Annotated in this window: 16 protein-coding genes; 11 read left to right on the top strand and 5 right to left on the bottom strand. The window is 64.0% G+C overall.

Annotation, left to right across the window (positions count from 1 at the left end):
* Window positions 1-28 precede the first annotated feature (28 nt).
* Window positions 29-1,351: a YjiH family protein gene (locus KUV72_RS18810; protein ID WP_222239396.1), complete on the bottom strand. Its 1,323-nt coding sequence runs from the start codon at window positions 1,349-1,351 to the stop codon at window positions 29-31.
* A gap of 417 nt (window positions 1,352-1,768) precedes the next feature.
* On the opposite strand from KUV72_RS18810, the gene hutI reads away from it, so the two are divergent.
* The 3 genes from hutI to hutU are packed head-to-tail and all read left to right on the top strand — an operon-like array spanning window position 1,769 to window position 5,696.
* Window positions 1,769-2,992: an imidazolonepropionase gene (gene hutI, locus KUV72_RS18805; RefSeq protein ID WP_222239395.1), complete on the top strand. Its 1,224-nt coding sequence runs from the start codon at window positions 1,769-1,771 to the stop codon at window positions 2,990-2,992.
* Window positions 2,985-3,959 carry a formimidoylglutamase gene (gene hutG, locus KUV72_RS18800; RefSeq protein ID WP_222239394.1) on the top strand — a complete coding sequence of 325 codons (975 nt, stop codon included), beginning with the start codon at window positions 2,985-2,987 and terminating at the stop codon, window positions 3,957-3,959. The genes hutI and hutG overlap by 8 nt, the downstream gene beginning before the upstream one ends.
* Before the next feature lie 45 nt (window positions 3,960-4,004).
* Window positions 4,005-5,696 (top strand): urocanate hydratase, encoded by a 1,692-nt coding sequence (gene hutU, locus KUV72_RS18795; protein WP_222239393.1) that lies wholly within the window; start codon window positions 4,005-4,007, stop codon window positions 5,694-5,696.
* Window positions 5,697-5,871: 175 nt separating this feature from the next.
* Here hutU and KUV72_RS18790 read toward each other — a convergent pair whose 3' ends face one another.
* Complete coding sequence (locus tag KUV72_RS18790) at window positions 5,872-6,336, bottom strand: YchJ family protein (RefSeq protein ID WP_222239392.1); 465 nt, start codon at window positions 6,334-6,336, stop codon at window positions 5,872-5,874.
* A gap of 45 nt (window positions 6,337-6,381) precedes the next feature.
* The gene (locus tag KUV72_RS18785; RefSeq protein ID WP_222239391.1) at window positions 6,382-7,314 is read right to left on the bottom strand and encodes a glutaminase; all 933 of its coding nucleotides are present in this window, start codon (window positions 7,312-7,314) and stop codon (window positions 6,382-6,384) included.
* Window positions 7,315-7,823: 509 nt separating this feature from the next.
* On the opposite strand from KUV72_RS18785, the gene KUV72_RS18780 reads away from it, so the two are divergent.
* On the top strand, window positions 7,824-8,213 hold the full coding sequence (locus KUV72_RS18780; RefSeq protein ID WP_222239390.1) for a DUF6482 family protein: 390 nt from the start codon (window positions 7,824-7,826) through the stop codon (window positions 8,211-8,213).
* Window positions 8,214-8,276: 63 nt separating this feature from the next.
* On the opposite strand, the gene hrpB is transcribed toward KUV72_RS18780, so the two are convergent.
* A complete protein-coding gene (gene hrpB, locus KUV72_RS18775; protein ID WP_222239389.1) occupies window positions 8,277-10,886 on the bottom strand; it encodes an ATP-dependent helicase HrpB in 2,610 nt (869 codons plus the stop codon).
* A gap of 232 nt (window positions 10,887-11,118) precedes the next feature.
* Here hrpB and KUV72_RS18770 point away from each other — a divergent pair, with 232 nt between their 5' ends.
* Entirely contained in the window at window positions 11,119-12,525 is a 1,407-nt protein-coding gene (locus KUV72_RS18770) for an NCS2 family permease (protein ID WP_222239388.1), read from the top strand.
* 43 nt (window positions 12,526-12,568) lie between these two features.
* Here the strand turns inward: KUV72_RS18770 and KUV72_RS18765 are convergent, their stop codons facing one another.
* On the bottom strand, window positions 12,569-13,243 hold the full coding sequence (locus KUV72_RS18765; RefSeq protein ID WP_222239387.1) for a TetR/AcrR family transcriptional regulator: 675 nt from the start codon (window positions 13,241-13,243) through the stop codon (window positions 12,569-12,571).
* Window positions 13,244-13,880: 637 nt separating this feature from the next.
* Between KUV72_RS18765 and xdhA the strand changes: the two genes are divergently transcribed.
* From xdhA to KUV72_RS18735, 6 genes are all read left to right on the top strand, one after another.
* On the top strand, window positions 13,881-15,458 hold the full coding sequence (gene xdhA / locus KUV72_RS18760) for a xanthine dehydrogenase small subunit (protein ID WP_222239386.1): 1,578 nt from the start codon (window positions 13,881-13,883) through the stop codon (window positions 15,456-15,458).
* Window positions 15,442-17,874 (top strand): xanthine dehydrogenase molybdopterin binding subunit, encoded by a 2,433-nt coding sequence (gene xdhB, locus KUV72_RS18755; RefSeq protein WP_222239385.1) that lies wholly within the window; start codon window positions 15,442-15,444, stop codon window positions 17,872-17,874. Before xdhA ends, xdhB begins: the two co-directional genes overlap by 17 nt.
* Window positions 17,871-18,731 (top strand): xanthine dehydrogenase accessory protein XdhC, encoded by an 861-nt coding sequence (gene xdhC / locus KUV72_RS18750; protein ID WP_222239384.1) that lies wholly within the window; start codon window positions 17,871-17,873, stop codon window positions 18,729-18,731. Before xdhB ends, xdhC begins: the two co-directional genes overlap by 4 nt.
* A gap of 101 nt (window positions 18,732-18,832) precedes the next feature.
* A complete protein-coding gene (gene guaD / locus KUV72_RS18745; RefSeq protein WP_222239383.1) occupies window positions 18,833-20,224 on the top strand; it encodes a guanine deaminase in 1,392 nt (463 codons plus the stop codon).
* A 237-nt stretch (window positions 20,225-20,461) separates the two neighbouring features.
* Complete coding sequence (locus KUV72_RS18740) at window positions 20,462-21,529, top strand: rhodanese-related sulfurtransferase (protein WP_222239382.1); 1,068 nt, start codon at window positions 20,462-20,464, stop codon at window positions 21,527-21,529.
* 528 nt (window positions 21,530-22,057) lie between these two features.
* Window positions 22,058-23,095, top strand: coding sequence for a cytochrome-c peroxidase (locus KUV72_RS18735; RefSeq protein WP_222239381.1), 1,038 nt, complete (start codon window positions 22,058-22,060; stop codon window positions 23,093-23,095).
* The last annotated feature ends 31 nt before the right edge of the window (window positions 23,096-23,126 follow it).

Below are 23,126 nucleotides of genomic sequence, written 5' to 3'. Positions count from 1 at the left end.
ATTTTTGAGCTACACCCTTGATTGACGACTACTGAAGCAACATGCCCATAGGGATGGCCAGCACCAGCGTCAGAGCCACGCGAATGGCCCATACGACCACCAGTTGCCACAGGGTGATGGGAATGCGGGTCGCCACCACGCAGGGAATCGACGCAGAGAAGAACAAAATGGACGAGATCGAGACCACGCCGGCGGCAAAGCGCGCGACGAAATCGATCCCGGCGTCGCCACCCAGCAGCAGCGCCGGCAGGAACATTTCAGCAAGTCCTGCGGCGCTGGCCTGGGCCAGTTCCTGGGCATGCTCGATGCCGAACAGGGCAACGATCGGATAGAACAACCAGCCCAGCCACTCGAAGACGGGGGTGTACTTGGCGACCAGCAGGCCAAGCAGTCCCACCGACATGATCGACGGCAGGATGCTGATCGCCATCACCAGCCCTTCTGCCAGGTTCTTGCGCACGCTGGCGCTCAGCCGCGGAGCCTGCTCAGCCACCTTGATCCCGGTGCGCCAGGCAAGACCCAGGCGGTCGCCCTTCTGGGCCTCCGGTTCGCCATCGGAGGCGTGATTGTCCATGCGCGACAGCGGCCAGAGCCTTGCGGTCACCGCCGATACGATGAAGGTGATGACCAGCGTCAGCCAGAAAAAGGCGTTCCACACCTCCATCAGTCCCAGGGTCTTGGCCACGATGATCATGAAGGGTGCCGATACCGTGGAAAAGCCGGTCGCAATGATCGCTGCCTCCCGGGCGGAATACTGCCCGCTGGCATAAGCGCGACTAGTAATCAGCAGTCCAATGGAGTAGCTGCCGACAAAGGACGCCACCGCATCAATGGCGCTGCGTCCAGGCGTCCGCCACAGCGGTCGCATGACCGGCTGGACCAGGATGCCGATCAACTCCAGCAAGCCATAGCTGAGCAGCAGCGCCAGAAAGATCGCGCCAATGGGTACGATCAACCCGACCGGAATGACCAGCTTGTCATACAGGAACGGCAGCATGTCCGGCTGATGCAGCATCGCGGGGCCAGCGGAGGTCATGGTCAGCACCGCCGCCACGACGCCCAGGAGCTTGAGCACGGTGAACACAATATCGGTCGCGCTGCGCCGCCACTCGCCCTTGATCAACGGATAGGCGGCGCCAGCCACAATCAGCGCCAGCGCATAGTACCTCGCCCCATCACCGAGACCCGCGCGAGCCGCCGTCACCAGATGATCCAGCGGTATGGTTGAGCGCCCTGCCCAGGTCACCGGAATGAAGAAGATGAAGATGCCGATGGCACTGGGTACCAGCAGCTTGAACAGCAACAGCCCGGGCGATTGCCGGCTGGCTGAAGAGTGTGGAGTCGTCGCCATGGAGGAAGCCTCGCAGGAGTGTCGTCGACGTCGCGATGCGTCACGTAGTTTGTATATACAGATATGACGCTATAGTGGCAAAACACCACCAGAGACCGCCTTTAGACTATAGTCCAATAAGATCCATAAGACGCCCATGATTCACGTCCTCTCCTAGCGTTCTTGCGCCGTTATGGCGCCGCTTCTGCCCTGCCGATGACTCGCCCCGCAGCAACCGTTTTTTGGCTCTAGACCATGGTCTAAGCCAACCCGGAAGGGGCAGCGATACCCCCTTCCAGAGCCCGCCTTTCTCTCACCATTTCCGTGGCTTAGCACTCAACTCCCAGCCAATGGACAAGGTCGGGTGGGCGAACGCCTGGCTTGACGAAAGGCTCCGGACCGCTTATTTGTATATACATTACGACACGGGAGCTCTTCATGGCTACTACATCCCAACCCCAACACCCTTCACGCCTGTGGCGCGACCTCAGCCTGTTTGATGGCCTGACCACCCAGCCAGGACGCTGTTGGGTCAAGGTCGAGGACGGACGCATCGCTGCCATGGGCGCCATGGATAGCCTGGATCAGGCACAACAGGCTGACTGCATCGACATGGGCAGTGGCGGTGTGATGACGCCAGGCCTGATCGACTGCCACACCCATCTGGTCTACGGCGGCCAGCGTAGCGACGAGTTCGAGCTGCGCCTTGAAGGCGCTTCCTATGAGGACATCTCGCGACGTGGCGGCGGTATCCTTGGCACCGTACAGGCCACCCGAGACGCCGATGAAGCGGCACTGTTCACGACAGCCGCAACGCGCCTTGGCGCCATGATCGACGACGGTGTAACCAGCGTGGAGATCAAGTCCGGCTACGGACTGTCGACCGACGACGAGCTGAAAATGCTGCGGGTCGCTCGCCGCCTTGGCCGCGAACTGCCGGTACGGGTGAGCACCACGCTGCTGGCGGCCCACGCCCTGCCGCCGGAATATCACGGCAATGCCGACGGCTACATCGACCTGGTATGCAACGAGATTCTGCCCGCGGCCCACGCCGAAGGCCTGGTCGATGCAGTGGATGTCTTCTGCGAGCGTATCGCCTTCTCGCGGGAGCAGTGTCTGCGCGTGTTCGAGGCGGCTCGGGCACTCGGCCTGCCGGTCAAGGCTCATGCAGAACAGCTATCGCTGTCGGGCGGCGCATCCCTGGTCGCCGAACACCACGGCCTGTCTGCCGACCACATTGAATACCTGGACGACGCCGGCATCGCCGCCATGGCCGAGGCCGGCACGGTGGGCGTCCTGCTGCCGGGAGCGTTCTACACGCTACGTGAGACCCAGCAGCCGCCCATCGATGCCATGCGCCGCGCGGGCGTTGCCATGGCGGTGGCATCGGATGCCAATCCTGGCACCTCCCCCATCATGCTGCCGACCTTGATGCTCAACATGGCCTGCACGCTGCTGCGGCTGACACCCCAGGAAGCCCTGGCCGGCATGACCGCCCACGCCGCCACGGCGATCGGCACAGCGGGTCTTGGGCGTATCACCGTTGGGGCCATCGCCGACCTGTGCGTGTGGGACGTACAACGACCCGCGGAACTGGCCTACGCCGTTCAGCCAGGAAGACTCAGGCATCGCGTGCTGGAAGGAGTGCTGACCCATGGATGAGCAAGCTGCCGTGATCAAGCCAGCCCATGCCACGCCGGACATGAGCCTGTGGCAAGGGCGTATCGACCCGGAGCCGGATAGCGAGCGCTGGCACCAGCGGATAACCGCCTATCACACGGATGCCGCTGCGGGCACCGTACTGACCGGCTTTGCCAGCGACGCCGGGGTGGCGCGCAACAAAGGCCGTATCGGCGCAGCAGCAGGCCCGACCGCCATTCGCCAGGCGCTGGGCCCCATGGCCTGGCACCATGACACTCCCGTCTACGATGCCGGCGACGTGGCCTGCCACGGCGACGGGCTGGAGCGTGCCCAGCAGCGCATGGGAGAGCACCTGACCGAGCTGCTTGACCGAGGCCATCTGCCGGTCGTGCTGGGCGGTGGTCATGAGGTGGCCTACGCCAGCTGGCGTGGGCTGTCGGATCATCTGGCACAGCAGCAGCGTCGGTCCTGCGTGGCGATCATCAATCTCGACGCTCACTTTGACCTGCGCGATCCCAGCGAGCTGACGTCCTCGGGCACCCCGTTCGCCCAGATCGCCGCCGATTGCGCCAGCCGTCGATGGCCATTTCGCTACGCCTGCCTTGGCGTCAGCCAGGCTGCCAACACCCGCGCCCTGTTCCATACGGCGTCTCGCCTGAAGACGCTGGTGGTGGAAGACCGCGAATTTCGCGATAGCCGTATTGCCTTCATCAAGCGCGATGTCCAGCGCCTGGTCGCCGACTGCGATCACGTCTACCTGAGCATCGACATGGATGTGTTCCCGGCCAGCGATGCTCCCGGGGTCAGTGCTCCCGCCTCACGCGGGGTGATTCTGACCCACCTGGAACCGATCCTCGAATTCCTGCGCCGCTCACGCAAGCTCCGCCTGATCGATATCGCGGAGGTCAACCCGGCGTATGACATTGACCAGCGCACCGCACGCCTTGCCGCACGACTGGTCCACCAGCTGACCCGGTCGGACCACTGACCGAGCCATCGTTTCCCCCTATCTGTCCACATTCAAGGTGACCCCATGAACCAGATCACACCCCCCAAGAACGATCGTCACGACCCGACCCGCAAGATCGCCGCGCCCACCGGCACCGAGCTGTCCTGCAAGAGCTGGCTGACCGAAGCGGCGCTGCGCATGCTGATGAACAACCTGCATCCGGACGTGGCAGAGCGTCCTGAAGACCTGGTGGTCTACGGTGGCATTGGTCGCGCGGCACGTACCTGGGAGTGCTTCGACAAGATCGTCGAGGTGCTCAAGCGCCTGGAGAACGACCAGACCCTGCTGATCCAGTCCGGCAAGCCGGTGGCGGTCATTCCGACCCACAAGGATGCCCCACGTGTCCTGATCGCCAACTCCAACCTGGTGCCGGCATGGGCCAACTGGGAGCACTTCAACGAGCTCGATAAGAAAGGCCTGATGATGTACGGCCAGATGACCGCGGGCTCGTGGATCTACATCGGCTCCCAGGGCATCGTCCAGGGCACCTACGAAACCTTCGTCGAGGCAGGCCGCCAGCACTATGACGGCAACCTCAAGGGCCGCTGGGTGCTTACCGCTGGCCTCGGTGGCATGGGCGGCGCTCAGCCGCTGGCCGCCACCCTGGCCGGCGCTTGCTCCTTGAACATCGAATGCCAGCAGTCCAGCCTGGACTTCCGCCTGCGCACCCGCTATCTGGACGAGCAGGCGAGCGACCTGGACGACGCCCTGGCACGCATCGCTCGCTACACCAGCGAGGGCAAGGCGGTTTCCATTGGCCTGTGTGCCAACGCTGCCGACGTGCTGCCGGAACTGGTCAAGCGTGGCGTCAAGCCGGACATGGTGACCGACCAGACCAGCGCCCATGACCCGCTGCATGGCTACCTGCCTGCTGGCTGGACCTGGGACGAATACGTCGCCCGCGGCAAGTCCGAGCCAGAAGTGGTCGTCAAGGCCGCCAAGGCGTCCATGGCGGTGCATGTTCGCGCCATGCTCGAGTTCCAGAAGATGGGCGTGCCGACCTTCGACTACGGCAACAACATTCGTCAGATGGCCCAGGAAGAAGGCGTCGACAACGCCTTCGACTTCCCCGGCTTCGTACCGGCCTATATTCGCCCGCTGTTCTGCCAGGGCATCGGTCCCTTCCGCTGGGCAGCCCTGTCCGGCGACCCGGAGGACATCTACAAGACCGACGCCAAGGTCAAGGAGCTGATCCCCGACGATGAGCACCTGCACAACTGGCTCGACATGGCCCGCGAGCGCATCAGCTTCCAGGGACTGCCCGCGCGTATCTGCTGGGTCGGCCTGAAGGACCGGGCTCGTCTTGGCCGTGCCTTCAACGAGATGGTCAAGAACGGCGAGCTCAAGGCCCCCGTCGTGATTGGTCGCGACCACCTGGATTCAGGATCCGTTGCCAGCCCCAACCGCGAAACCGAAGCGATGATGGACGGCAGCGACGCGGTATCCGACTGGCCGCTGCTGAACGCCCTGGCCAACACGGCCGGCGGCGCGACCTGGGTGTCACTGCACCACGGCGGCGGTGTCGGCATGGGCTTCTCGCAGCACGCGGGCGTGGTCATCGTTGCCGATGGCACCGATGACGCCGATGCTCGCCTGGCCCGCGTCCTGCGCAACGACCCGGCCAGCGGCGTCATGCGCCACGCCGACGCCGGTTACGAGTCCGCCAGGGAATGCGCCCGCGAAAACGGCCTCGACCTGCCGATGCTCAAGGACTGAGCACCTGCGGCGCGGCACGTATGCCGACCGCTAACCTGCAAAAGGCCGCCCGAGGGCGGCCTTTTGCGTTGCTGTGGGATAGTTGCTGTGGGATAGAGGCATGCAGCGGCTGCCTTTAGCCGAAATGCCCAATATGCCGCCGAGGCGAGGACCTTCGATGCAACCACCATGAATGTCAGGCGCAGCACTGCTTGAACTTCCGCCCACTGCCACAGGGGCAGCTGTCATTGCGTCCCGGCTTGAGTCTGGTGACACTGGGCTCGCCATCCAGGTAGACCCAGCGCTGCTGGTAGCGAACGAAGCGTGAGCGCTCTTCCAGCACTCCCCAGCGCTGCCGTGCACGCGGTCCGTCTGCGAAGGTGGCACGAAAGTGCACCCAGCCCGCATCGCCCTCTTCACCGCTGTCCAGGACCTCAAGACGCTTCCAGCAGGTGTCTGAGGTGCCCATCTCCTGTGGGCAGCAGTCCGGGTGCCAGCTGTGGCGCAGATAGTCATCAAGCCCCAGCGAGAAGGCACTATAACGGGAGCGCATCAGCGCCTCGGGACTGGTCGCCGTACCTCCCTGGTGCAGTGGCTGACAGCAGTCGGCGAGTGCCAGGCCGCTTCCGCAGGGACATGCAGAGGCATTCGATGTGGCCATGTCAGGCTCCTTGTAACGATGGATCTTGGTCCATGGGGCCATACTTCAGGCAAACACGGACCAGCCGGTCGCCTTCGACAGGCCTTCCAGTGCGGCCGTGCCCTTGAGCGAATTGCCATAACGGTCGAGCCCGGGAGACCACACCGCAATGGACGCAACGTTCGGGACGACCGCCATGATGCCACCGCCGACGCCGCTCTTGCCCGGAAACCCGACGCGATAGGCAAAGTCGCCGGAGCCGTCGTAGTGACCACAGGTCATCATCAGCGCGTTGATGGCCCTGACCCGCTCGATACCGATCATCCGCTGACCTTCGAAGCCGCCGCACAGAAATCGGGTCGCCCGCGCCAGCTGGGCGGTGGACATCTCGATCGCACAGTGGTGGAAATAGGTGCCGAGCACCCGGTCACAGTCGTTGGTGAGGTTGCAGCAGGAACGCAAAAAATAGGCCAGCGAGAAGTTGCGGTCCCCGGTGGCGTGTTCCGAGCGGGCCACCTGCTCATTGATATGGATGTCATCGTCGCCGGAGGCTTCGCGCAGAAAGCGCAGAATCTCTCCCAGGGTGTCTCGAGGCGCGTTGCGCCCGAGCACTGCGTCGGTGGTGACGATGGCACCGGCATTGATGAACGGGTTGCGCGGGATGCCGTCTTCCATCTCCAGCTGGACGATGGAGTTGAAGGCACGCCCGGAGGGCTCCCGCCCGACCCGCTCCCACAGGCCTGCCCCCAGTCGCCCAAGCGCCAGGGCCAGAGTGAAGACCTTCGAGACGCTCTGGATCGAGAAGCCGGTGTGGGCATCACCTGCGTGATATTCACGCCCATCGCAGGTACAGATGCTGATGGCAAACTGCTGGGGGTCGATGCACGCCAGTTCGGGAATATAGCTGGCGACGTTGCCCCACTGGTCACTGGCTCTAGCCTCGCGGTCGAGGGTCTCGACCAGTGATTGCAGTTGCTTGGGCGTCAGGGTGTTCCCCATGGGCATGACTCTTGGTGACTGGGCTTGTGGTGACTGGGCGTATGCTGACAGAGCTGGTGATCACATGGCGCTTGATCGCGAGACGTCGATGCCGATGCCACTTCTCGCCACGCCAGGCAGGACAGATTCGGCAAAGCTGGCGATGGTGGCGACAGGGCGCACGACTGTCAACGCCTCAGCGCTCTCTTGCGACCGTGATCAAGGTCGTGCCGGGTGGCGACCTGGTGGCTACCGGGTGGCTACCGGGTGGATGACGGAGTGGCGCCCATGCGACCAGGCGTGTACATTTCCTGTACACATACTATGCAAGAAATCACTTGAATCCCATTATTGGCTGTCGCTGACAGCCTCTACCCGGCCCATGGCCATCCACCAGCCCAGCCCCTGAGCCCTTCATCGTGACCAGGCCGGGACAGTATCGCCAGGCGACAGTGGAACAGGTCGACAGTGACAGAGAGATACCTCAACGCCGGACGCGCTCACGACGCCACCCACAGAGAGAGACGATCATGCCATTCTCCGAGGACCGCACCAACGATCTCCCTGCGGACGCCACATCCGCCGTCCACTCGCTTCCCGACACCCTGACCCTGACAGGCCTGACGGCGCTGACGGACCGTTCCCCCACCATCGAGATCCACTCCATCGATATGGGCTTTTATCTGGTCAGGATTCACCTCGACGATCAGATGGCGCTGCTGGTCGATGACGCGGGTGACCCTTGGCGTTTTACCGGCACCGCGCGGATCAGTCGCACTCTCGCTCCACTGGGGTTCACCCACGCCACCCTGACCTGGGCAGAGGTCACCGACGAAATGGTCGGTCAGACGACGTCCCCGGCGCCCTTGGCGGAGGTCATCGCCCACGGTACGCGGATTGCCCTGAGCACTCACCATTGACAGCTCCTGCGGCCATCGGGCCTTCTCGCCCTGCCCACCGACGTCAGCCGCCAGGTGGTGCCGTCACGTCTTGCCCAGGCGTGCCTTGGTCAGCGAGGTAGCCTGAGCCGTCAGCGGATCCTCAGGCCAGGGGTGCTTGGCATATCGACCGCGGTTCTCCTTGCGCACCTCGGGATAGACATTGCGCCAGAAGCTCGCGAGATCCATGGTCGTGGCGAGGGGGCGACGGGCCGGGGACAGCAGCTCGACACGCACCGGCACCCTTCCTTCGGCGATTCGTGGCGTCTGTTGCCAGCCGAACAGCGCTTGGAGTTTTGCGGCGAGCACCGGCACCACACGATACGCCTCGCCAGGCCCATCATCTGGCAGTTGCGCAAGGTGTTGAGAAGACGGTTGAGGCGGGTTCGCCTCAGCGGCTTGCCCTACCCATCCCTCGCATTCGTAGCGCAGGGAAGCGCTGTCGCCACTGGGCAGCGTCAACCTGGTCGGTGCCAATTCGTCCAGACGACTGGCCAGCGGCCAGGGCAAGCGCTCGCGCAGTAGCTGCTCCCACGGCAACGCATGCACCTGCTCCATCCGCGTCAGTCCTTCCAGATGGGGCCCCAACCACTCGTCCAGCTCAGCTTTCAAGGTTTCGTCGTCCAGCGCAGGCCACTGACCATCGTGGCTTTGACGCAGCAACGCCACCCGCCGCCGCAGCGCCTCAGCGGCGTCATTGAGCGGCAGGCGTTCGGCGTCGTGGATGGCTTGCAGCAACGCCTGACGACAGGCAGCGGGGCCTGGGGGGCCCTGCAACGGACGGCGCGCCAGCACCAGCGCGTCGATACCCCGTACCTGTTCTGCCTCGAGGCGCCCCGCGTCGGCGTTCCATTCGACCCGTTCACGCCACTCGGACAGTATCGGCCACTGGGCCACCAGGGCCGACTCATCGGTGCGCACTGCCCGATACAGCCTGCCCTCCCGGGCGCGACCGTCAAGCTCCACCGCGATTAGCCAGGGGGCATGGGCCAGGGGCTGATCCTGGGGCAACGTCACCAGCCCGCCAGAGCGCAGTCGAAACCGCCCCGCCGCTACCTGCTGAGCCACCCGATCGGGAAACGCGTGCAACAGCATGCGAGCCAGCGCGCCGTCACCCGCCCGTTTCGCTGCAGACAGCGAGACACCCCCGCGAGCACACAGCCGCTTGGCTTCTCGCTGCCAGTGGGGGTCTGGGCGTGAGTCATTGAGTAACTCGGTGAATACCGCTTCGAGGTCCAGCTGACGGCCGTTACCCTGACGCCCTTCAAGCCAGGCGGCTAGCGCGCAGGCAAGGGCCAGCGAGGCCTCGTCACGCTGGCTCGCCCGCTCCAGCATCCCCGCCAGACGGGGCGATGTGGGCCAACGGCCAGCGGCACGACCCAGCGGCGTCAGCCCATCCCGCTCATCACTGAGCTCGAGCTGTCGCAGCAGCTGGCGACCGGCCTTCAGCGAGGCGCGCCCCGGCGGCGTGACCCAGGCAAGCTGGGTCGCGTCCTTCACTCCCCAACGGACGAGCTCGAAGGCCAACGAGGATAGATCGGCCTGGAGGATCTCCGGCTCACCGTGGGGTGGTAACGGTTGCTCTTCCGCCCACAGGCGATAACAACGCCCTGGCCCCTGGCGCCCCGCTCGTCCTCGCCTCTGGTCGGCGCTGGCCCGATTGACACGGCGGGTCTCCAGCCGAGTCAGCCCCGTGCGAGGCACAAACACCGGCACCCGCTGCTGCCCGGCATCGATCACCGTGCGCACGCCGTCCACGGTGACGCTGGACTCGGCAATCGCGGTGGCAAGCACCACCCGGCGCAGGCCGTCCGCCCGTGGTTTTAGGGCAGCCCGCTGAGCATCCAGCGGCAGCCGTCCGTGGAGCGGCACCAGCGCGACCTGATCGAGCCGCTGGGACAGCCAGCGAGATAGCCTCTCGATCTCCGCCACGCCGGGCAAGATCACCAGTATGTCCACCGCCTGGTCCGCTGCGCCCTCTTCGTCCGCCGCACTCTTTGCCGCTAGTGCTTCCAGCACGACACGCCCCTGATGCTCTTCCGCCGACAGCCGCGACGGGGCCTGCCGATACAGGGTCGTAACCGGGTACTGCCGTCCTGGGCAGTCAACCACGCTGACGTCGTCGCCCAGTACCCGCGACAATGCCGCGACATCAAGCGTGGCCGACATCACCAGCAGCCGCAGGTCTTCACGCAGCCCCTGCTGGACGTCCAGCGCCAGTGCCAGACCGAGATCCGCCTCGAGGCTGCGTTCGTGAAATTCGTCAAACACAATGCCAGTCACACCGTCGAGCAAAGGATCGTCCTGCAACATTCTGGACAGCACCCCCTGGGTCACCACCTCGAGCCGCGTATCTGGACCCACGCAGCTCTCACCACGCATGCGATAGCCTACGGTCTGGCCAGGCGCCTCTCCGAGCAGGTCTGCCATGTGGCTGGCGGCGAGACGGGCGGCAACCCGCCGGGGCTCCAGCAGCAGCAGCTTGCCCCGACCGCTGTCACCACGACACCAGTCCGACTCCAGCAGCGCCAGCGGCACCCGTGTGGTCTTGCCCGCCCCGGGCTGGGCGACCAGCATCGCGCGGTTATCTGCCTCCAGCGCGCAACGCAGCTCGGGCAGACGTTCGTCGATCGGCAGTGGCGGGAACAAGGACATCACGACAGCTCCGTCGGCAGAGGCAAGTGGCTCAGCGGCTGGCTCAGCGGCGTGGCGCCGCGCGGACGCGGATCATAGCACGACAGCCTTGCAGCACTCTGCGGCAAGGGTTTTGTATACATTATTGCCCGGCGTTTGTTGCCATGATGGCGCATCTTTGTCTACGCTTATCGCCTGACCGAACGGTCAGATTTACACCCCATGGCCATGACAACGACAAGAGGACCCCGCCATGAGTGATCCCGGTTCATCGCCCGCAGAACCATCAACCGCAGAATCCCAGACGACAGACCGCGAAAGATCCTGCCCTTCCGACTCCAGCGGTCTGGGGGCGTTGCTCGACCGATTCTTCAACGTGACCCGACGCGGTAGTTCGGTTAAAACCGAGATTCTGGCCGGTATTGCCACCTTCCTGGCCGGGATGTACATCATCGTGGTCAACCCGGCGGTACTGTCAGACGCGGGCATCCCCTTTTCCGCTGCCCTGTCAGCCACCGTGGTCATCAGCAGTCTCAGCAGCCTGGCGATGGCGCTGTACGCCCGTAACCCGATTCTGGTCGCACCGGGTATGGGCATGAATGCGCTGTTCACCTACACCCTGGTACTGGGAGCCGGCTTGTCCTGGGAGGTGGCACTTGGCTGCGTCTTCTGGTCCGGCGTGATGTTCGCAGTACTGGCCATGTTCAACGTCCGCGAGGCCATCATCGACGCCATTCCGGCGTCACTGCGCTACGCCATCACCTGTGGCATCGGCCTGTTCATTACCTTCATTGGTTTCAAGAATGCCGGCTTCATCGTGGCCAGTCCGGCCACACTCGTGAGCCTGGGACACCTGGATGCGCTGCTGGTCACCTTCCTCGCGGGCCTGATCATCACTGCGGTGCTGGTCATCCGGGGCTTCAACGGCGCCTTGATTCTTGGCATCGCGGCCACCACGTTGCTGGCGCTGCCCCTGGGCCGCCTGTGGGGAGACGAGGTCGTGGTGGTGTGGCAAGGACTGGCGGCATGGCCGGACTTCTCTGCCCTGGGCAAGGTCGATGTGCTCGGCGCTCTCAAGGTCGCCTATCTGCCGTTTATCTTCGTGATGCTGTTCACCAACTTCTTCGACGCCCTGTCCTGCTTCATGGCGCTGTCGGAATCGGCGGGCCTCAAGGATGCCAACGGCAATCCTCGTAACCTCAAACGTTCGATGACCGTCGATGCGTTTGCCTCGATGATCGCGGCGCCACTGGGCACCAGCGCAGCCCAGACCTTTATCGAGTCAGGCGCTGGCGTCGCCCAGGGAGGACGTACCGGGCTGGTGGCGCTGGTCATTGCGGCGCTGTTTCTGCCCTTCCTGTTCCTGTCGCCGCTGCTCTCTCTGGTTCCGGGCATCGCCACGTCGCCAGCCCTGGTCCTGGTCGGCCTGTTCATGATGGCCCCTATCGGCAAGATCGACTGGAGTCGCTTCGAGGACGCTTTTCCTGCCTTTCTGGCCATCATTCTGATGCCGCTGACCTACTCCATCACGCTCGGGATTGCGTTCGGCTTCATGAGCTTCGTTCTGATCAAGCTGGCCACCGGCAAGGCCGATCAGATCAAGCCCGCGATGTGGGTATCAGCGGTACTGTCGGCGATCATGCTGGCCACCGCGCAGTAACCATCGCGAGTCACCATGCCGGCGTCCCAGGGCACGCAGCCATTCAGTGCCCTGTGGGTGCCGACACCACTCCACATCCTTTCAGAACGACCTGGACGAGAAAGTCGGTAACGCGCTGCATGTCGTCGTTGGTGAAGTGCTCATGGCCGGTGATACCGGCCACCTGAGCTTCGAAGTCCGCGTAGTGCTGCGTCGCCGACCAGATCAGGAAGATCAGCGACACCGGGTCCACGGGGTCCATCAGGCCGCGCTCGGCCCACTGACGGAACACCTCGGCCCGGCCCTCGACCCAGTCACGCAGCTCGCCACGCAGGAAGTCCTGCAGAAAGGGAGCGCCTTGCAGGATCTCACCGGCAAACAGCCGCGAGGCCTCGGGATAACGGCGAGACATCTCCATCTTGGAGCGAATAAAGGCGCTGAGTACCTCGGCGGGATCGTCCTCGACAGAAATATCGTCGAGCATGGTGTTCCAGCGCTCCATCACGCCTTCCAGCAGACGCACGTAGAGTGCCTTCTTGCTGCCCATGTAATAAAGGATATTGGACTTTGGAAGCCCCGCCTCTTCCGCGATCAGCTTGAGACTGGCACCCCGGTAGCCGTGGCGAGAAAACACCCGCTCGGCTGCGTCGAGTATCTCGCGCTCGTTGCGCTGGCGTATGGCGCCGCCTTCGGTGTCGAGCGCCCTGTCGAGCGCTGCATCATCCAGCTGTGATCCCATGCTCATCCCGGTCGTTGACAAACCGCCGCCCTTGGTGTGAACCCACGTCACGCCTGATCAGGACAACGCGCCGTAAAAGAGTGCCTGAAGGGTCAGGGACTGGCAATTCGACACAGGTCTGTGGGCGGGGCGTGGCTGCCCTGTCATGTCGTTGTCGAACTAACGCCAAACGGCAGTCCTAAGCAAATTTCACTCCTTCACCTTGAAGAAGCTGACCGATTGGTCAAGAATAACAACATTGCTGCTGACAAGACCCGGCTCAGCCATCTCCTTTGCACCATTTCCCTATACACCATTTTCTTTACATAGGGGCGCAAGGGACCCCGCTCCACGAAAGCAGGGTCTAGGAAAGCAGAGTCAAAGCTTGATACACCAAAATGTGATGCATCGGAGAGTGATACATCAAGAAGTGATGGCCCGAAGCCAGATAGGCAGACGCCTGACAGACCCGCGCCAAACAGACCCGAGCTAAACAAGCCTGAGCTCAGCAGACCAGGGCTAAACAGACCTGAGCTAAACAGACCGACGCTAGCAATACCAAGGCGACATCGACCGAAGATCGCAAGCCCCACGACAGGACGCCTCGTGCGCCCTACTGTCCAACGATAATGACAACGCCAAAGCGGGACCTCTAGCCATGATCAGTTTCTACCACAATGGCCGGATGCAGCACGTGGATGCCGAGCCCCATCTCAGCGTCCTTGATCTGCTGCGCGAACGGCTGAACCAGACGGGCACCAAGGAAGGCTGTGCCTCCGGAGACTGCGGTGCCTGTACCGTCGCCATCGGTGAAGTGGGTGCCGACGGCCGCCTGCACTATCACAGTGCCAACGCCTGCATCATGCCGGCCCATCAGCTGTCCGGTCGTCACCTGGTGACCGTCGAAGGAATCTCCCATGGCGACGAGCTCCATCCCTGCCAGGCGGCCATGGTCGAGCACCACGGCAGTCAGTGCGGCTTTTGCACGCCGGGCATCGTCATGTCGTTGTTCACCCTGCACGAGCATCAACGCCAGCAGCCCGCCCCGCTGACCCCACAGCGGCTGGAAGCCGCGCTGGGCGGCAACCTGTGTCGCTGCACCGGATACCGGCCGATTCGAGATGCCGCCCTGGCCATGCACGACACTCCGGGCTTCCGTCCTGCCTGGCTCGACGACCTGTCCCTGGCCGACGCCCTTGCCACCGACGTGGGGGGGCCTGGCGCGACTCCCAGCGAGCGCAACGTTGCTTCAAGCGGTGCTGAGACAACGAACGCCTCCGGCTTCTACCAGCCCCGCAGCCTGGCTGACCTGGTGGCTCTGCGTCAGCGCTTCCCCGAGGCACGGCTGGTCGCGGGCGGTACCGATCTATGGCTCGAGGTGACGCAACAGCTCAAGGATCTTCCACAGGTCATTGATGTGACTCGCGTTGCAGAGCTTCTGACCATTGAGTCCGCTAGCGATGATCTTGGTCGCGACGGCGTGTGGATTGGCGCTGCGGTGACCTACTCACGCCTGGAGCCACTCTTTGCCGAGCACTACCCCGCCTTTGCCCACCTGCTGCATCGCCTGGGTTCTGGCCAGGTGCGCAACCGCGGCACCCTCGGTGGCAACGTCGCCAACGCCTCGCCCATCGGCGATACCCCGCCGGTACTGCTGGCGCTGGATGCACGACTGCGGCTGACCGGGGCCGGCGGCAGCCGGACCCTGGCCGCCAGCGAGTTCTTCCTGGGCTACCGGGATACCGCCCTGGGTGACGATGAGGTGCTGGAAGCCATTTTCCTGCCCCATCTGGCTGGCGATCAGCAGTTGAAGGTGTGGAAGCTGTCCAAGCGTCGGGAAGATGACATCTCGGCAGTGCTGGGCGCCTTTTCCTGGCGCGTGGTCGGCGGGCGCCTGGCCGATGTTCGCCTGGCCTTTGGTGGCATGGCCGCCATCCCCGCCAGGGCCACGGGCGCCGAAGCCGCCCTTGAGGGTAAGCCTGCGGACAGCGCCAGCCTTGGCGCAGTCAGCGAGGCCCTGGCCCAGGACTTTACGCCCATGAGCGACGTGCGCGGAAGCAGCGAATACCGTCAAGATGCCGCCGCCGCCCTGCTCGAGCGACTGCTGCTGGTGATCGCATCCTCTGCCCAGGGGGCAGCCCAGGACGCGACGTCCCCGGGTGCGTCATCCGCTGATGCTCGTGACCATTCCGACACCCTCGCCACGGAGGTGATGCTTCATGCGTACGCTCACTGATCTGCCGACACCTCCGTCCGATACGACGGAGCGCCACAACGCCGATGCCACCGCTGCCCACGGTTTTTCTGGCTCGTCCGCCCGTCACGAGAGCGCCGTGAAACATGTCACTGGGCGAGCCGCTTACATCGATGATCTGGCATTGCCTTCCGACGCCCTGCACCTGGCCGTGGGCCTCTCGCCCAAGGCTCACGGGCGCATCACCGCCATGCACCTTGACGAGGTGCGGCGGGCGCCTGGCGTGGTCGATGTCATCAGCGTTGCCGACGTGCCGGGTCACACCGATATTGGTCCGGTCTTCCCTGGCGACCCGATTATGGCAGACCAGGAAGTGCTCTACGCCGGCCAGGTCATGTTCTGCGTGGCTGCCACCAGTCACCGCGCTGCCCGACAGGCCGTCACCAAGGCCCGCATAGAGATCGATGAGCTGCCAGTGTCTCTCGATCCGGTGGCTGCGGTCGACGCTGGCGATCTGGTGCGCCCCACCCATCGTCAGCAAAGCGGTGACTGGGAAGCGGCGCTGGCCGACGCCCACCATGTGGTAGAGGGCGAGCAATTTATCGGCGGCCAGGAGCACTTCTATCTAGAGGGACAGGCCTGCGTCGCACACCCCACCGAAGACGAAGGGGTGATGGTCCACACCTCCAACCAGCATCCCAGCGAAACACAGAAGCTGATCGCGGAAGTACTGAACATTCCGTTCCATGCGGTCACCGTCGAGGTGCGGCGCATGGGCGGCGGCTTTGGCGGCAAGGAGACGCAGGCGTCTCCCTGGGCATGCCTGGCGGCCCTGGTAGCGCGAAGAACCGGCAAGAGCTGCCGTATTCGCCTGCCCCGTGGCGATGACATGAAGGTCACCGGCAAGCGCCACCCCTTCCATAACCGCTATCGCCTGGGCATCGACGCCGCGGGAGTGATCAGCGGGGGGGACATCAGCGTTACCGGCGATTGCGGCTACTCCCCGGATCTGTCTGACGCCATCGTCGACCGTGCGATGTTCCACGCCGACAATGCCTACTCACTGGGACAGGCCAGAGTCACGGGGCATAGAGCCCGCACCCATACTGCGTCCAACACCGCGTTTCGCGGCTTTGGCGGCCCCCAGGGCATGATGGTCATCGAGGCCGCCATGGAAGACATTGCCCGACAGGTCGGTGAAGACCCGCTGACCGTGCGCAAGCGCAACTTCTATCGCCAGGGCCGCGACACCACACACTATGGCCAGACGGTAGACCAGATCGCACTGCTGCATACACTGGTCGAACGGTTGGAGGCGGACAGCGACTACTGGGCCCGGCGCCGCGCCATTGACGACTTCAATGCGCGAAGCCCGGTGATCCGCAAAGGACTGGCGCTGACGCCGGTCAAGTTCGGCATCTCGTTCACCGCCCAGCACCTCAATCAGGCGGGTGCCCTGCTGCACGTGTATACCGATGGCAGTGTGCTGATCAATCACGGTGGCATCGAGATGGGCCAGGGCCTGCACACCAAGATCTGTCAGGTGGTGGCCCGCGAGCTGGGTCTCGAGCTGTCCAGCGTGCGTATCAGTGCCAGCCGTACCGACAAGGTCCCCAATACCTCGCCCACGGCAGCGTCCAGCGGTGCCGACCTCAATGGTCAGGCGGCGAGGGACGCTGCCGACAAGCTCAAGCAGCGCCTGTTTGACTTCGCCGCTGAGCACTACCAGCTCGACCGCCAGGAAATGCGCCTGGAGCGGGGTGAACTTATCGCGGGCATTGCCGGCAGCGAGCAGCGAATCGCCTGGGGCACGCTGATTCAGGACGCCTATCTCGGACGCGTCTCGCTGTCAGAGAAAGGCTTCTACGCGACGCCGCTGATCCACTACGATCGCCACAGTGGACAGGGTCGGCCCTTCTACTACTTTGCCTTTGGTGCCGCCGTGGCCGAGGTATCGGTCGACACCTTGAGCGGGGAATACCAGGTCGACCGGGTCGACATCCTGCATGACGTAGGCGACTCCTTGAACCCGGCCATCGATCTCGGCCAGGTGGAAGGTGGTTTCATCCAGGGCATGGGCTGGCTGACCAGCGAAGAGCTCAAGTGGAATGACAGTGGTCAGCTGACCTCATTCGGCCCTGCTACCTACAAGATTCCCGCCTATGGAGACCTGCCCGCCACCTTCAAGGTACAGCTGATGGAGGGACATCCCAATTCCATGGCCAGTATCTACCGCTCCAAGGCGGTGGGTGAACCTCCCTTCATGCTTGGCATGTCGGTGTGGTGTGCACTGCGCGACGCCCTGGCGAGCCTGACCGACTACCGCCATGCGGTGCGCCTGGACACCCCGGCCACACCGGAGCGGGTCATGCAGGCCGCGCGCCAGGCACGTCACATCGCCGGTAGCACAACAGCCCAGGCAAGTCCCGGCGCCCCGTCAGGAGACACATCACCATGACCGCCCACGCCGGACCGGACAAGGAGCCCTGGTACCACGCCCTGGCAAGGCTCAAGGCGGCTGGCCAGCCCTTCGTTCTGGCCACCCAGGTCACCAGCCTTGGCTCCACACCGCGGGAGCCGGGCGCCAAGATGGTGATCACCCCGCACAGCCTGTATGACACCCTGGGCGGCGGCACCTTCGAGTGGCAACTGATCGCCAGCGCCCGCGAGCGGCTGGCTCAGGGTCAGGCAGGCATGAGCCTGGAAGCCTTTCCCCTGGGCGGACGCAGCGGCCAGTGTTGCGGCGGTTTCGTCAATGTGCTGCTGGAGACCGACCTTGGCAGCATGACCCGTCTAGCGCTGTTCGGCGCGGGACACGTGGGCCGTGCCATCGCCGAACTGGCGGCGCCGCTTGAATGGCGCATCGACTGGTTCGACAGTCGCGACGCGGCCTTCGAAGGCACCGGTGCCCATGCTTGCGTTCATCAACACCGCTTGAACGACCCTGGCGAGGCTGTCGCGGGCCTGGCGCCACACAGCCATGCCCTGGTGCTGACCCACGACCACGGCGAGGACTACGCCCTGGTCGCAGCACTGTTAGAAAGAGACGATCTGGCGTCAATTGGGCTGATCGGTTCACGCAGCAAGTGGGCAAGTTTTCGCGGTCGACTCGAGCGTGCCGGCGTGGCGGCGTCACGCATCGACCGCGTGCGCTGCCCCATCGGTGACTCCGGCGGCAACAAGACGCCTCACGCCGTGGCGCTGGCCGCCTTGGCAGAACTGCTGCCGTTGGCCCACCCTCGACGTGACACAACGAAACGTGACGACACCTCAAGAGGTGTCGACAGCGCGACGCTAAAACGCCTGATGCCTTGATGCCACCAACGCCCTGTCGGGCGTGCAACGCCCCCAGGGATGGGGCCCACCGCTGATCCTTCCGGCCGCGCCGGCGACGACACTGACAAGAGAGTTTTCCGATGGATGCCCCTGACTCCTCACTCGGCCATACCGCCGAGTCCATCCGCCCTGCCCGGCAGCCAGACGTTGCGGCACAGCCATCTGCCCATCACGTCATTCGCGCGCGGCTGCTGAGCTTCAATGCCGACCCAGGCGATGACGACACACCCGCCGAAGACAGCGTCAGCTACATCGAAGATGGCGCACTATGGTGGTCCGACGGCGTCATCCAAGCCGTCGGAGAGTACGCCCACATCGCCCCGCGCCTGCCGGCCGACACCACCCTCATTGATCATCGCGACAAGCTGGTGATGCCTGGCTTCATCGATAGCCACGTGCACTATGTCCAGCTCGAGATCATGGCCTCCTACGGGCGACAGCTGCTGGACTGGCTCAATGAGTACACCTTTCCCGAAGAGTGTCGCTTCGCCAAGCGCGAGCATGCCGAGCATATCGCCGACGTCTTTCTGGATGAGCTGATGCGGGTCGGCACCACCACCGCCCAGGTGTTCTGTTCGAGTCACCCAGGCTCTGTCGACGCCTTCTTCAGCGCCGCCAGGCGCCGGGATCTCTGCATGCTGGCTGGCAAGGTGCTGATGGACCGCCACGCACCGGACGCGCTGACCGATGACAGCCTGGGCGGCATCCGCGACAGCGAACGGCTGATCAGCGACTGGCACGGCACAGCACGACTTGGCTACAGCGTCACTCCGCGTTTTGCGCCGACCTCCACGCGGGCCCAACTGGATGCCGCCGGTGGCCTGCTGCGCAACGACCCGAGCCTCTGGCTGCAGACCCATCTGGCCGAGAATCTGGGCGAGCTGGACTGGGTCGCCGAGCTGTTCCCCGGCAGCCGAGACTATCTACATGTCTACGAAGCTTCTGACCTGGTTGGCCCTCGCAGCACCTTTGCCCACGGTATTCACCTGGACGATGGCATGCGCCAGCGGCTGGCTGACCGTGGTGCCAATATCGCCTTCTGCCCCAGTTCGAATCTGTTTCTCGGCAGCGGTCTGTTCGACCGTGCCGGCGCCAGGCAACAGCGCCTCAAGCTGACCCTGGCCAGCGATATCGGCGCCGGCACCGACCTGTCGGGCCTCGCCACCCTCAAGGCGGCCTATCAGGTAGGCCAGCTGCGTGGCACGCCACTGACCGCCTGGGCTGGCTTCCATGACCTGACGCTGGGTAATGCAGTGTCGCTGTCGCTGGATGACCGCATCGGCAGCCTGACGGCAGGCAAGGACGCGGACTTCGTGGTCATCGACCCGATGGCCTCACCGCTGATGGCAAGGCGCATGGGCCGCACGCGAAGTCTTTCCGAAGAGCTGTTCACGCTGATGATGATGGGTGACGATCGCGCCATCTATGAGACCTGGGCGGGAGGACGCCTGCAGCATCGCCGCCAGGGGTGACACCAGCAGCCACCACAGGGGGCCGCCAGGAGTGGCGTCAAGGATGACATCAAGGCGGACGTCAGGGGTGACCTCGAGGGTGATGCAAAAGGATCAACTTTCGCTCCTGGCCGAGGCAGCCCGCTGTCGGCCACCGGGCATGGCTTAGAAAATCGTTGGCAAGTGAGGTAAAATCCCGCCCCTCCGATTTTCCCCCATCCTGCTCCGGATTTACGCTCCGGTTCGCACGAGGCCCCCATGACGACCGATAGCACGACTTCGACCACCAGGATCACCACTTCTACCACTGACGCTTCGGATTACCAGGCCGACAGCGGCAAACTGGTGGTGTGTGCCCTGTACAAGTTTGTCACCCTGGAAGACTTCGAAGCGCTGCGCGAGCCGCTTCTTCAGGTCATGCTCGATCACCAGGTTCGCGGCACCTTGCTGCTGGCCCGCGAAGGTATCAATGGCACCGTGGCTGGCCCGCGTCAGAGTATTGATGCCCTGCTGACGTGGTTGCGCAGCGATGCGCGGCTGGCGCAGCTCGACGTCAAGGAGTCACTGACCGAGCGAGCACCGTTCATGCGCACCAAGGTCAAGCTCAAGCGCGAAATCGTCACCATGGGGGTCGAGGGTATCGACCCACGCCACACCGTCGGCACCTACGTCGAACCGAAGGATTGGAACGCGCTGATCGAAGACCCGGACGTGCTGGTCATCGACACCCGCAATGATTACGAAATCGAGGTAGGCACCTTCAAGGGCGCTATCAACCCTTTCACCGAGGCCTTCCGGGACTTTCCGGACTATGTCAGAAAGACGCTGGACCCTTCACGCCACAAGAAGGTCGCCATGTTCTGCACCGGCGGCATCCGCTGTGAAAAGTCCACCGCTTATCTCAAGGAGCAGGGTTTCGAAGACGTCTACCACCTCAAGGGCGGCATTCTGAAGTACCTGGAAGACGTGCCCAAGGAGCAGACCCTGTGGCAGGGTGAGTGTTTCGTGTTCGATGACCGCGTCACCGTCGACCATGACCTCAAGCCAGGGCGCTACGATCAGTGCCACGCCTGCCGCATGCCGATCACTGAAGATGACAAGCAGAGTGGACACTACCAGCAGGGGGTCTGTTGCCCGCGCTGCTATGACAAGCTCAGTGACGAGCAAAAGGCGCGCTTTGCTGAGCGGGAACGCCAGATGCAGCTGGCGCGGGAGCGCGGTGAGTCGCACCTAGGGGCCGACGCCGTCGCCCGAATGGCGGAGCGTCGTGAGGCCAAACAGCGTGCCCGCGAAGCGGCCCGACAGGCCAACAGCGAACAGGGCTAAGCCGCTGGGACTGGGGCTGGGTCGGCAAGCGACCCAGTCCTCTCCTCGCCTTTCCTTTTCTTTCATTTCCCCACCACGCCTCGGCACGTCGGCCATATCACGACGTGATCAGCTAGGCGTCCGATCTACCGGGCGCCTTTTACATGAGCGCTCGACAGCACCGTCTGCAGCCCTTTCCGTATCGCTTGCTCCCCAAGCCTGCGTCATTTCAATGGCGTGGCTTATCGCCAGCGACGCTGGTCCGCAACGTCGCAACTCTCTTCACACTACCGACAAACAGCCAGTCAATCTCGACAGATGCGTGCCCTACCAGCCATTCGGGACGATCGTTGCCCCAGTGGCGGTGGTCTTCACGTTAGAAATAACAGGCGTGGGCGGGCGCGTTCGACTCGACACTCTGCTCCCCCGTTGGGCTCGTGCGCCGCCGTCGGTTCGCGCCCATGTTCTTTCGCAGCGTGACCGCCGGACCAGCGGCTGCACTGCGGGACACAACGACGGTTACCCGTGACGCAGTAACGAGACGAGAACATGCCAACAACCCGATACGCCTCCCCGTCGCTGCTGGTTGGCGCCCTTGTGCTGACGCTGACGACCTGGGCCAATGCCGCTTCATCCGCCGACGCCCAGGCCGCCACCGAGTCATCCAGCGCTGGCACCACCGCAGACGACTACCGCAAGTACTTCAGTCCGCTACCCGCCCTTCCGCCGATCCCTTCGAACAACAGCCTCACCGCGGAGAAGATTGCGCTGGGCAAGATGCTGTTCTTCGAACCCAGGCTGTCACAGAGCAGCAACATCAGCTGCGCCACCTGCCACAATCCGGCGCTGGCCTGGACCGACCGTTTGCCCACGGCGGTGGGCCATGATGGACAGGTCGGCAACCGAAACTCCCCGACGGTGCTCAATACCGGTTTCCTGACCGCGCAGTTCTGGGATGGCCGCGAACCCGACCTGGAGAGCCAGGCCCTGGGTCCCATCCAGAACAGCGTCGAGATGGCCCATGATCTGGATGGCGCACTGGCGCGACTGTCATCCCTGCCGGGATACATGGCACCATTCCGCAACGCTTTCCCTGACAGCGACGAGCCGCTTTCGGCCGATCATCTCGCTGCGGCCATCGCCAGCTTCGAACGTACCCTGAACACCCCCAACGCGCCGCTCGACCGCTACCTCATGGGAGATGATCAGGCACTGACGGACGAGCAACAGGCAGGCATGATGGCCTTTGTGGACCAAGGCTGCATCGCCTGCCACCGAGGACCCAATTTCAGCGACAGCGGATTTCATCCGATTCAGGTGCCTGGCTCCGATGACCTAGGGCGCTTTGCCGTCACCTCGGATCAGGCGGACCGCCAGGCCTTCCGAACGGCGTCACTCCGTAACGTGGCCTTGACCTATCCCTACTTCCACGACGGCTCCGCTGCCACCCTTGAGGAAGCCGTGTCGGTCATGGGGCGCGAGATGTTGGGCAAGGAACTCGATGACGCCACCATCACCCAACTGGTGGCCTTCCTTGGATCGCTGACCGGTGATCAGCCAACGGTCACGGTACCGGCGCTGCCCTGAGGAACATCAGCCACCGTCAGCCCACACCCCC

Origin of the sequence: Halomonas sp. DP4Y7-1, from assembly GCF_019800705.1 — a bacterium.
In the GTDB taxonomy this organism is placed as follows: domain Bacteria; phylum Pseudomonadota; class Gammaproteobacteria; order Pseudomonadales; family Halomonadaceae; genus Halomonas; species Halomonas litopenaei_A.
The sequence above is the reverse complement of the archived record's forward strand: the minus strand, read 5'-3'. Positions and strand labels throughout refer to the sequence as shown.

Bases quoted from the DNA above. Each gene is read 5' to 3' on its own strand.
- KUV72_RS18810 (WP_222239396.1), bottom strand. From the start codon at position 1,351: ATGGCGACGACTCCACACTCTTCAGCCAGCCGGCAATCGCCCGGGCTG.
- hutI (WP_222239395.1), top strand. From the start codon at position 1,769: ATGGCTACTACATCCCAACCCCAACACCCTTCACGCCTGTGGCGCGAC.
- hutG (WP_222239394.1), top strand. From the start codon at position 2,985: ATGGATGAGCAAGCTGCCGTGATCAAGCCAGCCCATGCCACGCCGGAC.
- hutU (WP_222239393.1), top strand. From the start codon at position 4,005: ATGAACCAGATCACACCCCCCAAGAACGATCGTCACGACCCGACCCGC.
- KUV72_RS18790 (WP_222239392.1), bottom strand. From the start codon at position 6,336: ATGGCCACATCGAATGCCTCTGCATGTCCCTGCGGAAGCGGCCTGGCA.
- KUV72_RS18785 (WP_222239391.1), bottom strand. From the start codon at position 7,314: ATGGGGAACACCCTGACGCCCAAGCAACTGCAATCACTGGTCGAGACC.
- KUV72_RS18780 (WP_222239390.1), top strand. From the start codon at position 7,824: ATGCCATTCTCCGAGGACCGCACCAACGATCTCCCTGCGGACGCCACA.
- hrpB (WP_222239389.1), bottom strand. From the start codon at position 10,886: ATGTCCTTGTTCCCGCCACTGCCGATCGACGAACGTCTGCCCGAGCTG.
- KUV72_RS18770 (WP_222239388.1), top strand. From the start codon at position 11,119: ATGAGTGATCCCGGTTCATCGCCCGCAGAACCATCAACCGCAGAATCC.
- KUV72_RS18765 (WP_222239387.1), bottom strand. From the start codon at position 13,243: ATGGGATCACAGCTGGATGATGCAGCGCTCGACAGGGCGCTCGACACC.
- xdhA (WP_222239386.1), top strand. From the start codon at position 13,881: ATGATCAGTTTCTACCACAATGGCCGGATGCAGCACGTGGATGCCGAG.
- xdhB (WP_222239385.1), top strand. From the start codon at position 15,442: ATGCGTACGCTCACTGATCTGCCGACACCTCCGTCCGATACGACGGAG.
- xdhC (WP_222239384.1), top strand. From the start codon at position 17,871: ATGACCGCCCACGCCGGACCGGACAAGGAGCCCTGGTACCACGCCCTG.
- guaD (WP_222239383.1), top strand. From the start codon at position 18,833: ATGGATGCCCCTGACTCCTCACTCGGCCATACCGCCGAGTCCATCCGC.
- KUV72_RS18740 (WP_222239382.1), top strand. From the start codon at position 20,462: ATGACGACCGATAGCACGACTTCGACCACCAGGATCACCACTTCTACC.
- KUV72_RS18735 (WP_222239381.1), top strand. From the start codon at position 22,058: ATGCCAACAACCCGATACGCCTCCCCGTCGCTGCTGGTTGGCGCCCTT.